Annotated in this window: 13 protein-coding genes; 7 read left to right on the top strand and 6 right to left on the bottom strand. The window is 70.4% G+C overall.

The annotated features are described in order from the left end of the window. Positions 1-105: 105 nt before the first annotated feature. Entirely contained in the window at positions 106-750 is a 645-nt protein-coding gene (locus tag KUA19_RS20500; RefSeq protein WP_254549833.1) for a Crp/Fnr family transcriptional regulator, read from the bottom strand. Positions 751-987: 237 nt separating this feature from the next. Here KUA19_RS20500 and KUA19_RS20495 point away from each other — a divergent pair, with 237 nt between their 5' ends. After that, positions 988-1872, top strand: coding sequence for a phosphotransferase enzyme family protein (locus KUA19_RS20495; protein ID WP_217397831.1), 885 nt, complete (start codon positions 988-990; stop codon positions 1870-1872). 533 nt (positions 1873-2405) lie between these two features. On the opposite strand, the gene KUA19_RS20490 is transcribed toward KUA19_RS20495, so the two are convergent. Beyond that, positions 2406-3233 (bottom strand): DUF1028 domain-containing protein, encoded by an 828-nt coding sequence (locus KUA19_RS20490; RefSeq protein WP_217397829.1) that lies wholly within the window; start codon positions 3231-3233, stop codon positions 2406-2408. Between the two features lie 47 nt (positions 3234-3280). Between KUA19_RS20490 and KUA19_RS20485 the strand changes: the two genes are divergently transcribed. The 4 genes from KUA19_RS20485 (at position 3281) to KUA19_RS20470 (ending at position 6547) form a co-directional block, all read left to right on the top strand. Beyond that, on the top strand, positions 3281-3784 hold the full coding sequence (locus tag KUA19_RS20485; RefSeq protein ID WP_217397827.1) for a polyadenylate-specific 3'-exoribonuclease AS: 504 nt from the start codon (positions 3281-3283) through the stop codon (positions 3782-3784). Between the two features lie 262 nt (positions 3785-4046). After that, positions 4047-5072, top strand: coding sequence for a 6-phosphofructokinase (locus KUA19_RS20480; protein ID WP_217397825.1), 1026 nt, complete (start codon positions 4047-4049; stop codon positions 5070-5072). Between the two features lie 138 nt (positions 5073-5210). Then, positions 5211-6017, top strand: a complete 807-nt coding sequence (gene proC, locus KUA19_RS20475; RefSeq protein WP_217397823.1) for a pyrroline-5-carboxylate reductase — start codon at positions 5211-5213, stop codon at positions 6015-6017. Positions 6018-6178: 161 nt separating this feature from the next. Further along, positions 6179-6547 carry a hypothetical protein gene (locus tag KUA19_RS20470; protein WP_217397821.1) on the top strand — a complete coding sequence of 123 codons (369 nt, stop codon included), beginning with the start codon at positions 6179-6181 and terminating at the stop codon, positions 6545-6547. A gap of 6 nt (positions 6548-6553) precedes the next feature. Here the strand turns inward: KUA19_RS20470 and KUA19_RS20465 are convergent, their stop codons facing one another. Beyond that, on the bottom strand, positions 6554-7027 hold the full coding sequence (locus tag KUA19_RS20465) for a hypothetical protein (protein WP_217397819.1): 474 nt from the start codon (positions 7025-7027) through the stop codon (positions 6554-6556). Positions 7028-7170: 143 nt separating this feature from the next. Here KUA19_RS20465 and KUA19_RS20460 point away from each other — a divergent pair, with 143 nt between their 5' ends. Beyond that, positions 7171-8598 carry a class II 3-deoxy-7-phosphoheptulonate synthase gene (locus KUA19_RS20460; protein WP_217397818.1) on the top strand — a complete coding sequence of 476 codons (1428 nt, stop codon included), beginning with the start codon at positions 7171-7173 and terminating at the stop codon, positions 8596-8598. Here the strand turns inward: KUA19_RS20460 and KUA19_RS20455 are convergent. Next, a complete protein-coding gene (locus tag KUA19_RS20455; protein ID WP_217397816.1) occupies positions 8595-9206 on the bottom strand; it encodes a hypothetical protein in 612 nt (203 codons plus the stop codon). The two genes, KUA19_RS20460 and KUA19_RS20455, sit on opposite strands and share 4 nt — an antisense overlap. Before the next feature lie 91 nt (positions 9207-9297). On the opposite strand from KUA19_RS20455, the gene KUA19_RS20450 reads away from it, so the two are divergent. Beyond that, the gene (locus KUA19_RS20450; protein WP_217397814.1) at positions 9298-10329 is read left to right on the top strand and encodes a threonine aldolase family protein; all 1032 of its coding nucleotides are present in this window, start codon (positions 9298-9300) and stop codon (positions 10327-10329) included. Between the two features lie 108 nt (positions 10330-10437). On the opposite strand, the gene bfr is transcribed toward KUA19_RS20450, so the two are convergent. Together bfr and KUA19_RS20440 are read right to left on the bottom strand one after the other, a co-directional pair. Beyond that, the gene (gene bfr / locus KUA19_RS20445) at positions 10438-10917 is read right to left on the bottom strand and encodes a bacterioferritin (protein ID WP_217397812.1); all 480 of its coding nucleotides are present in this window, start codon (positions 10915-10917) and stop codon (positions 10438-10440) included. A 58-nt stretch (positions 10918-10975) separates the two neighbouring features. After that, the gene (locus KUA19_RS20440) at positions 10976-11164 is read right to left on the bottom strand and encodes a (2Fe-2S)-binding protein (RefSeq protein ID WP_217397810.1); all 189 of its coding nucleotides are present in this window, start codon (positions 11162-11164) and stop codon (positions 10976-10978) included. Positions 11165-11220 lie beyond the last annotated feature (56 nt).

Below are 11220 nucleotides of genomic sequence, written 5' to 3'. Positions count from 1 at the left end.
TTACGCGCACCTATGTTTGGCCAGTCAATTCGCTTGTAAACGGGGTTCAGTGGTGACACGGAAGCGCCGCCGGTCCCCCCGGACCGGCGGCGCTCCGCTACGACCTCAGCGGTCCTGCATGCCCGCCCGACGGCGCAGTGCCGGGACGTCCATGACCACGATCCGGCGTCCCTCGGTGCGCAGCCAGCCCCGGCTGGCGAACGAGCCGATGGCCTGGTTGACGCTCTGCCGCGAGCCGCCCGCCATCTCGGCCAACTGGCTCTGGTTCAGCTCGATGGTGATCATCGGCGCCTGGCTCTCGCCCGCCAGCCGGACCAGCGTCTTGGCCACCCGACCGGGCAGGTCGAGGAAGACGTGGTCGGCGTTCTGCTCGGTCAGTCGCCGGATCAGCGCGCCCAGCGAACGCATCACCGCGTCGAGGATCCGCGGGTTCGAGTGCACCAGCTCCATGAACGCGCCGCGCGACAGCGCCAGCGCGGTGCAGTCCTCCAGCGCCTCGGCCGAGGCCGACCGCGCCGAACCGTCCAGAAGCGACACCTCGCCCAGCACGTCCGGCGGGCGCAGCACCGACAGAACCGCGCGCTCCCCGGTCGGGGAGGTGCGGAACACCGCCACCGAGCCGCGCTTGAGCACGATGAGGGTCTCGCCGGGGTCGTTCTCCACGAACAGCAACTGGCCCTTGCGGAAGGTGCGCGGCACTGCCGCGGCGATCACCCGCTGGCGCACCTCCGGCTCCAGACCAGCGAACATCTCGACTCCGGTCAACGCATCCGCGGCATCCGGAATGCGAATCTCCACCGCCTACCCCTTCCGTCTCCCACCCCGACCGACCAGTCCACGGTCGTGAGCGGTCGGCGTAACCCTGGACAGATCATCGCCTGAGTGAGCCGCTGAGTCCACTCCGTGGAACCGTCACCGACGGATCTGCCGGATGACGGACACCGCCGATGGATATGTCGGCTGGGCAGGACATGTGATAATCCGCCCGTGCTGGCTGACGATACGTTCCGCACGACACTTCGGACGGCATGGCATGTTCAGCCGGACGGCTTCACTCCGCTGTCCGGTGGGATGACGTCGACCACCGTATCGGTCACCGCCGGTGCGGCCAGCTATGTGGCAAAGGCCGTCCGACCTGGGCAGAAGGCGCAATTCGAGGCCGGTCTGGCCGCGGCGGAGCACTTGTCGCGGCAGGGGATCGACGCGGGCGTCCCGCTGCGTACCGCCGACGGGGCACTGACCGTACCCATGGGCGAGCACGTCGTCGCGCTGCTGCACCACGTGGCCGGACGCGAACTCGACGGCGCTGACCCCCTCGACCAGCAGTGGTGGGGCGACCGGCTCGGCGCGGTGCACCTGGCGCTGCGCGACTTCCGCCATCCCGGCCTGCCCGCCTGGCACTGGGTCCGGACCGACGCGCCACACCTGGGCGTCGAGGGCTGGATCCGCCCGGCGGTCACCGCCGCCGTCAACGCGCTGACCAAACTGCAGGTCACCGACCGGCTCACGTACGGGGCGCTGCACGGCGACCCGTACCACGGGGCGTTCCTGCTCGACCCGGCCACCGGCCGCATCGGCGTCATCGACTGGGGCTCGGCCGTGGCCGGTCCGCTGATGTACGACGTCGCCTCGGCGGTGATGTACGCGGGCGGCCTGGACCGGGCCGGGGAACTGCTCTCCGCGTACGCCGCGACCGGGGCGGTGCCGCGCGCCGAGATCGAGGCCAGTCTCGACGTCCTGCTGCGCTTCCGCTGGGCGGTGCAGGCCGACTACTTCGCCGCCCGCCTGTCTACCGGGGATCTCACCGGCATCACCAGCCAGGACGACAACCGCAAGAGCCTGCACGACGCCCGCGCCGCCCTCCTCGGCTGATATCCGCCCCGGCTCCGGCGCTCCTCCCTTCGACCGGATCGCAGCCACCGCTCGCGGCCAGAACTTGGGCGCCGGGAGGATGATCGCTGTTGGCGGTCACTATGTGGCCCTTACGTGCACCAAATGACCGCTGATACTGATCTTCGCGTTGGAGATCGGTATCAGCGGTCAGAATCTCGGGTTTCGGGCGAAGGCCATGTAGGGAAGTGACCGGAGGCAGCGATCTTCGGAGCCGATGTCTCGCGATGCGGGAGATGCCGACAGATTCGCGGTAGTCACTACACCCGGAGTGACCGCCGATAGCGATCTCCGACCGTGAGCTCAGTGAAGATCGCCATCGGCGGCCAAAACTGCCGCTGCCACTTGCGATTCCGACCACACACGGCAATCTGACCCGGACCCGGACCCGGACCCGGACCCGGACCCGGAGTCGGAGTCGGACGCGGACCCGGACGCGGACCCGGAGTCGGAGTCGGAGTCGGACCCGGACCCGGAGTCGGAGTCGGAGTCGGAGTCGGACCCGGAGTCGGAGGTCAGGCTCTGCGGAGGTGGGTCAGAACCAGGGGGTCGATGCGGCCGGGGACGAGGCGTTCCTCGAGGTTCTCGACGCCTGCCCAGGAGGCGAGGGCGGTGTCGAGATCGGAGTGGGCGTGGCCGCGGTCGGCCAGCAGGGCACGTACCTCGGTGGCCAGGTCGCCGTCGAGGTCGAGCAGGGTGGCCGGGTCGGGGCGGTCGAACAGCAGGCTGTGGACGTCGAGCAGGCGGGCCAGCTCCGCGCACGGGTCGGGGTGGTCGTCCACCCGCAGGTCGACGACGGTGTCGCTGGTGCCGCCGTACCCCTGGCCGGGGCTGACCACCAGCAACGCCGCGCTCTGCCGACCACGCTTGTCGCCGCCCGCCGCGTCCCCGGCGCGCAGCGCGGCGAGCAGCCGCCGGGCCAGGGGCGCGGCCGGGTCGCTGTCCAGCCACACCTGCCGCATCGCGGCGACGACCTCGGGGCCGGTGAGGATGTTGCCCTGGATGGCGAAGCCGTCGCCGTAGGCGCCGCCTGCCCAGCCGTGGCAGGCCGAGCCGGTCCAGCCCGCGCCCTCTCCGGCCGTACCCACGACGCCGAGTTGGCGTTGGTCGCGGCCCGGATCGGCGGCGGTCAGCCCGGCCACGACGTCGGCCGCCGCGGTGCCCGTGCGCAGCAGGGCCAGGCCCTGCGGCCGGTAGGCGAGGTTGGCATAGGACTGGGTCGCCAGGGCGCCCACGGACGCCTCGGCGGCGGGCACGGCCGCCCCGACGGCGAGGAACTTGCTCGCCACGGCGACCCCGTGTGCGGTGCCGTCGGCCGAACGCGCGACGATCGAGAACGTCATCGCGTCAGGGTAGGCGCGGCGTCGCTGCGGAAGGAAGACCGGTTCACATGGCGTATCGCTACTTCTACGACTGCGAGTTCATCGAGGACGGGACCACCATCGACCTGGTCTCGATCGGCGTGGTCGACGAGTACGGCCGGGAGTTCTACGCGGTCTCGACCGAGTTCGACCCGGACCGGGCGATCCCGTGGGTGCGTGACAACGTGCTGAACCTGCTGCCGTCCCCGGCCGACAAGGCATGGCGCTCGCGCGAGCGCATCCGCACCGACCTGCTGGAGTTCCTGAGCGAGCCGGTCAAGGGCCGCCCGAACGAGACCCTGGAGCTGTGGGCCTGGTACGGCGCGTACGACCACGTCTGCCTGGCGCAGCTGTGGGGCCCGATGGTGTCCCTGCCGCGGGTGATCCCGCGCTTCACCAAGGAGCTGCGGCAGCTGTGGGACGAGACCGGCCGACCGAGCCTGCCCGAGGCGGCCACGGCGCGTCACGACGCGCTCGTCGACGCGCGGCACAACCTGGCCCGCTGGCAGACCATGACGGCCCGCAAGCGGTGATCGCCTCGCGGTGAGCCGCGCCACCATGCTCTGTCAACGGCGAGTAACCTCGGCATTGCGAGACTGTTGCGCTCTCCTGGTAAGGAATTCGCCGCCCCGACATCCGACTGACATCCGGACATGGGCGGGGCGTGCTGGCCCTATCGGGGTGGTCGCAGTACAGTGCCCATTTGCGGCCCGCCCCGGCCGGCAGCGTAGCCGTGTTCACTCGTCATCCCGGGGCTAGGCAATGTGACTACCCGTATTCGGGAGGACGAGAACAATGCGTATCGGCGTACTCACCGGCGGCGGCGACTGCCCCGGTCTCAACGCGGTCATCCGCGCCGTGGTCCGCAAGGGCGTGGGCACCTACGGGCACGAGTTCGTCGGGTTCCGCGACGGCTGGAAGGGCCCGCTGGAGGGCATCACCCGCCCGCTGGGCATCCCCGAGGTGCGCGGCATCCTGCCCCGTGGCGGCACGATCCTGGGCTCGTCCCGGACCAACCCGTTCAAGATCGAGGGCGGTGTCGAGCGGATCAAGGACAACCTGGCCGCGCTCGGCGTCGACGCGCTGGTCGCCATCGGCGGCGAGGACACCCTCGGCGTCGCGACCAAGCTGACCGACCTGGGCGTGCACGTCGTCGGCGTGCCGAAGACGATCGACAACGACCTGGGCGCCACCGACTTCACCTTCGGCTTCGACACCGCGGTCAACATCGCGATGGAGGCCATCGACCGGCTGCACACCACCGCCGAGTCGCACCACCGCACCGTGGTCGTCGAGGTCATGGGCCGTCACGCGGGTTGGATCGCGCTGCACGCCGGTCTGGCCGGTGGCGCCAACGTCATCCTGCTGCCGGAGCAGAAGTTCGACCTGGAGAAGGTCGTCGAGCACGTCGAGACCCGCTTCAAGACCAACTACTCGCCGATCATCGTGATCTCGGAGGGCGCCATGCCCACCGACGGCGACATGATCACGCTGAACGGAGAGCTGGACGCGTTCGGCCACGTCCGCCTCGGCGGCATCGGCAACTGGCTGGCCGACCAGCTGGAGAAGCGCACCGGCAAGGAGGCGCGCGCGGTCGTGCTGGGCCACACCCAGCGCGGTGGCACGCCGACCGCCTTCGACCGGGTGCTGGCCACCCGCTTCGGCCTGCACGCGATCGACGCCGTGCACGAGGGCGACTTCGGCAAGATGGTGGCGCTGCGCGGCACCGAGATCGTCCGGGTCCCGCTGATCGAGGCGACCCGCGAGCTCAAGACCGTCCCGCCGCACCGCTACAACGAGGCCGAGGCCTTCTTCGGCTAGGCCGCCCGAGCCCCCGGCCCGCGCCCTCGGTGCGGGCCGTGGGCCCCTTCTTTTCCGTTGATCATGAACTTATAGCACGGCTCGACGGTGTGTCGTGGGCACAGCTTCCTGATCAACTCTCGTAACGCAGGAGGCGTGGTGCGTACGGTCGCGGTCATCGGGGCTGGCAAGATCGGCGAGGTGCTGCTGTCGGGGCTGGTGAAGGCCGGGTGGCCGGTGGATCGGCTGATTGCGACGGCGCGGCGGCCGGAGCGGGCCGAGCAGTTGCGGGAGCGGTACGGCATCCGCGTGCTCGACAACGCCGGGGCCGTGGAGGCCGCCGACGTGGTGGCGATCGCGGTCAAGCCGCAGGACGCCGGGGCGCTGATGGCCGAACTCGGGCCGCAGATCCCGGCGGGCAAGCTGGTGGTCTCGCTCTGCGCGGGTCTGCCGACGGCGTTCTTCACCAAGTGGCTCAACGACGCGGTGCCGATCGTGCGGGTCATGACCAACACCCCGGCGCTGGTCGACGAGGCGATGACGGCGATCTCGGCCGGACCGCACGCCACGGCCGAGCACCTGGCGGTGGTCGAGGAGCTGTTCACGCCGCTGGGCCGGACCATCCGGGTGCCGGAGAGCCAGCAGGACGCGGTCACCGCGCTGTCCGGTTCGGGCCCGGCGTACTTCTACTACCTGGTCGAGGCGATGACCGACGCGGGCATCCTGCTCGGCCTGCCGCGCCAGGTGGCCCATGACCTGATCGTGCAGACCGCGATCGGCTCGGCCATCATGCTGCGCGACTCCGGCGAGCACCCGGTGAAGCTGCGCGAGGCGGTCACCTCGCCCGCGGGCACCACCATCTCGGCCATCCGCGAGCTGGAGAACCACGCCGTACGCGCGGCGCTGCTGGCCGCGCTGGAGGCCGCCCGGGACCGGGCCCGCGAGATCGCCGAACAGGCCGCCTGAGGGGCGGTCATACCCCCGCGGGTGTGCGAGATTCATCGCGCGTCCGCAGGTCACGCGCATCATTCACGCCTGCGGGGGTTACGACTCCGTCCACCCCCGACTTAGGCTCGGGCCAGGGGATTCGATCCGCCCCCACTCCGCCGAGCTGCTAGGAGGCGGCCATGCGACGTGCCCTGACCATCCTCGGGACCACCCTCGCCACGATCATGATCTCGGCCCCGGCGTACGCGTACGCGCACGACCGGGTCCACAACCCCTACCTGCACGCGCTGCTCGACGTGCTCACCCTCGCCGTCGTGACGGCGCCGGTGTGGACGGCCTTCACCTGGTCCCGAGGCCGCCGCACGCCGATGCTGCTCCTCCTGATCGGTCTGGTGCAGATCCCGGCCGGGGTGTTGGCGTTCGTGCCGATCCCCAACCCGGTGCTGCACTCGGTGGCCCTGGTCACCAGCCTCGGCATCACCGCCGCGTCCATCGTGTACGTACGCCGCGAGGCGCGCGCCACGGCGATGGCCGAAGTGGCCAACTGACTCCCGTCATCCTCGCTGCCGGCCTGGTCCGGTGGCGCACAGAGAGCCGCTGTCGGCCGTGTGCGACTCGTCGCGGACGGTCGGCGGCGCCACGGCACCGACACCCGCCCCGGCCTGCCCGGGTCGGGTGCCGGTGTCTTCGGGGGCGGTGGCCTGCGCGGGCAGCGTGACCCGGTCGCGACCGGTGTCCACCGTCACCGCCCCGGGCTCGCGGCGCACGCGCGGGCAGCCCTCGTGCGGCGCGGTCCAGCCCGCGTCGTCGCGGTAGGCGGTCCACCGGCAGTGCGGCTCGCCGACGTAGCCCCATGCCATGAACAGTTCCGCGCCGCGGTAGCGGTAGACGCCCACGGTGGCGATCCGGTCGCCGTCGGGTCGGCGGAAGAACTCGCCGGTCAGCCCCGGCACCACCTGCCCCTCGAGGTCGATGTCGGGCACGGTGCGGTGTGGCCGGAAGTCGGCCAGGCGCGGCAGTACGGTCATACCTGATCAACGATCCCAGGTTGCGGGACGGCAGCGGGCAGTGCGACCTGTAGCAGGACTGGTGGTTCGCGTCGGCCAGCCACCTTTTGGGATGGGGCCATGTCGGCAGCGGCCGTCCGGCGCCCGGCCGTAGTCTGGAGCGCATGCGCCACGAATGGCATGACCTCCGGCACCCGGGTCTGGAACTGGCCGAAGCCCGCCAGTACGGCGAGTCCGGTGTCAGCATCGCCCGCCCGGCCACCGAGAAGTCCGCCGAGGACCTCGGCCTCGACCAGTGGCGGACGCTGCCGCGTGCGCAGATGCCCCCGTGGGAGGACTACGCCGAGGTCGAGAAGGTGTGCCGGGTGCTGGACTCGGTCCCCTCGATCGTGGCGCCGTACGAGGTGGACCAGCTGCGCCAGCGGCTCGCCCTGGTCTGCGAGGGCAGGGCGTTCCTGCTGCAGGGCGGCGACTGCGCCGAGACGTTCGCCGACAACACCGAGAGTCACCTCCTGGCCAACGCGCGCACGCTGCTGCAGATGGCGGTGGTGCTGACCTACGGCGCGAGCATGCCGGTGGTGAAGGTGGCCCGGGTCGCGGGGCAGTACACCAAGCCGCGCTCGCAGCCGCTGGACTCCCTCGGGTTGCCCGCGTACCGCGGTGACATGATCAACTCGCTGGAGCCGACCGCCGAGGCGCGCGTGGCCGACCCGCAGCGCATGATCCGGGCGTACGCCAACGCCGCCGCCGCGATGAACATGCTCCGGGCGTACCTCGGTGGCGGCCTGGGCGACCTGCACGCCGTGCACGACTGGAACCGCGACTTCGTGCGCACCTCCGCCTTCGGCGAGCGCTACGAGGCGATCGCCCGCGAGATCGACCGGGCGCTGGCGTTCATCCGCGCCTGCGGCATGACCGACGAGGAGGCGCTGCGCACGGTCACCCTCTACGCCTCGCACGAGACGCTGGCGCTGGAGTACGACCGGGCGCTGACCCGCGTCGCCGACGGCCGGGCGTACGGTCTGTCCGGCCACTTCCTCTGGGTCGGCGAGCGCACCCGCGAGCTCGACGGCGCCCACCTGGACTTCATCTCCCGCATCGCGAACCCGATCGGCGTGAAGCTCGGCCCGTCGACCACGCCCGACTACGTGCGCCGCCTGTGCGAGATGCTCAACCCGGACAACGTGCCGGGTCGGCTCACGCTGATCAGCCGCATGGGCAACCACCAGGTCCGCGACCGCCTGCCGAACCTGGTCGAGAGCGTGCGCGACAGCGGCGCCAAGGTCGTCTGGCAGTGCGACCCGATGCACGGCAACACCCACGAGTCGTCCAACGGGTACAAGACCCGCCACTTCGACCGGATCGTGGACGAGGTGCTGGGCTACTTCGAGGTGCACAAGATGACCGGTACCCACCCGGGCGGCATCCACGTCGAGCTGACCGGCGAGGACGTCACCGAGTGCCTGGGCGGCGCGCAGGCCCTGGTCGACGCCGACCTGCCCGGCCGGTACGAGACCGCCTGCGACCCGCGCCTGAACACCCAGCAGTCGCTGGAGCTGGCCTTCCTGGTCGCGGAGATGCTCCGCGGCTAGTCCGCGCAGTCGGTGCCTCCCTCGAAGGCGATGACGGGGTCGAGCGTGAACTGCTGTTCACGGTCGACCCCGAGCACGGTGTAGTGCACAGGGAGGAATCCCCACCACACCCGCATGCAGCCGTCGCCGGTCTGCTTGTCCACGCGTACGGTGAGGTGGACCAGCACCGCCTCCTGCGCGGCGAGCGTGAACGGCACGAAGGGGTCCCCTGCGGCCAGGTTGCCGTCGACGTCACGGTTCACCTCGATCGCGGTGATGGGGAACATCGACTGCGGCCATTCCTGCGGGTCCCCGCCGAAGCCGGTCACCCGGACCGGCAGCGGACCGGGGTTGCGCATGGAGATCGAGATCCGGTGCGAAGTGCCCGGGACCATGGGGTATCGGTATTCGCGGACGTCACCCGCGACGTGCTCCACGGCGTCGGGCGACCGGATGCCGAAGTACCCGGGCTCCAGTTCGTAGGTCCGGACGGTGACCTGCCAACCGGCGAAGGCGAGCACCAGCACGCTCAGCAGCGCCAGGATCGCGACGGCCCGCCGGCGGCTGCCCGGCCGTGCGCCGGCGACGGCGAGCTGAGGGGCCGTTTCGGGGGCTGTCGTGTTGGTCATGGCGGGCAGCGTAGTGGCCGGCCGCCGAGTTCGCTGTCCCATGATCCGGGGTGGCCCGCGCGCGGTCGGGCCGATGCGGTAGGAACGAGGCATGACGCAGCTGGTTGACCTTCGCAGTGACACCGTGACCAAGCCCACCGCCGCCATGCGCGCGGCGATGGCCAACGCCGAGGTCGGCGACGACGTGTACAGCGAGGACCCGACCGTCGTCGCGCTGGAGCAGCGCGTGGCGGCGATGTTCGGGCACGAGGCGGCGCTGTTCGCCCCGTCGGGGTCGATGGCCAACCAGATCGCGTTGCAGCTGGTCGTGCCGCCCGCGCAGGAGCTGCTGTGCGACGCCAACGCGCACGTGGTGACGTACGAGTTCGCCGCGGCCGCCGCCATCGGCGGCATCTCCAGCCGTACCTGGCCCTTCGCGGGTGGCGAGATCGACGTCGACCTGGTCGCCTCGATGATCCGTCCGGACGGCTACTGGGCCGTGCCGACCCGGGCCATCGCCGTCGAGCAGACCCACAACCTGGGCGGCGGCTTCGTCATCGGGCTGGACACGCTGCGTGGCCTGCGTGCCGCCGCCGACGCGGCCGGGATCGCACTGCACTGTGACGGCGCGCGCATCTGGCACGCCCACGTCGCCACCGGCGTCCCGTTCGCCGAGTACGGCGCCCTGTTCGACACCATGTCCGTGTGCCTGTCCAAGGGGCTGGGCGCGCCGGTCGGCTCGCTGGTGGTGGGCAGCGCCGAGAAGATCGCGCGGGCGCGCTGGATCCGCAAGCGCATGGGCGGGGGTATGCGGCAGGCGGGGATCCTCGCCGCGGCGGGCCTGTACGCGCTGGACCACCACGTCGAGCGGCTGGCCGACGACCACCGGCGGGCACAGCGGCTGGCGCTGGCGCTGGCGCCGTTCGGGGTGGTGGACCCGGAGCGGGTGCACACCAACCTGGTGGTCCTGGACCTGGCGAAGGCGGCGGTGGACGCGCCCGCGCTGGCGGCGGCGGCTCGGGAGCGTGGGGTGCTGATGAGCGTGCTGGGGCCGCGTACCGGCCGCCTGATCACGCACCTGGACGCCGACGACGCGGCGGTGGACCACGCGATCGAGGTGCTGACCGGCGTCCTGTCCGCCTGACCCCCCTTTTTTTATTGACGATGGCCTATCTAGAAGACGGATTTCGGAGAATCGTCTTCTAGATAGGCCATCGTCAATGCTAAGACGGGTGTTGGAACCGGTGCGAAGTCAGGCGTCGGGGTGTTCGGTGACGTTCTGGAGGTATAGGGCTTCGCCGAGGCTGGCGATCAGGCCGAGCTGGGTCTCCAGGTAGTCGATGTGCGACTCCTCGTCCTTGAGGATCTCCTCGAAGATCTTCGCGGAGGTCACGTCATTGACCGAGCGCATGTAGTCGATGCCGTCGCGCAGTCGCTCGACCGCCTCGACCTCGACCTTCATGTCGCACTCGAACTGCTCCTTGACGGTCTCGCCGATACGCAGCGCGAAGAGCTTCTGGTAGTTGGGCAGGCCCTCGAGGAACAGGATGCGGTCGGTGAGCACCTCGGCGTGGCGCATCTCGTCGATCGACTCGTGCCGGGTGTACTTGGCCAGCTTCGTGTAGCCCCAGTTCTCCTGCATCTTGGCGTGCAGGAAGTACTGGTTGATGGCCGTGAGTTCGGCTGTCAGTTGCTCGTTGAGGAACTCGATGACCCGGGCGTCGCCTTGCATGGAAAAGAAACCCCCCACGATTTTTACGTATAAGGGGGAATCTACGCCAGAAAGTCTGTTATACCGCGCTGACCGCGAGCGTGTCGGCGCCCTCTTCCTCGATCAGGTCATAGATGCGGTCGAGGCAGGTCCCGCAGCCGGTGCCCGCGCCGCAGGCGTCGCCCACGCTGTCCTCGCAGCGGTTGCCGGCGCGGATCACGGAACGGATCTCGCACTCACGCACCCGCTCACAGATGCACACGAACACGGACATACCCTTCGGCCGGAGGAGTGGGCCGCTTTGCTCAAGCAAGCCTTGCCTCA

The organism is Catellatospora tritici (genome assembly GCF_019083965.1).
GTDB lineage: Bacteria > Actinomycetota > Actinomycetes > Mycobacteriales > Micromonosporaceae > Catellatospora > Catellatospora tritici.
Note: the sequence above shows the minus strand (reverse complement) of the source record. Positions and strands in the feature narration are given on the sequence as shown.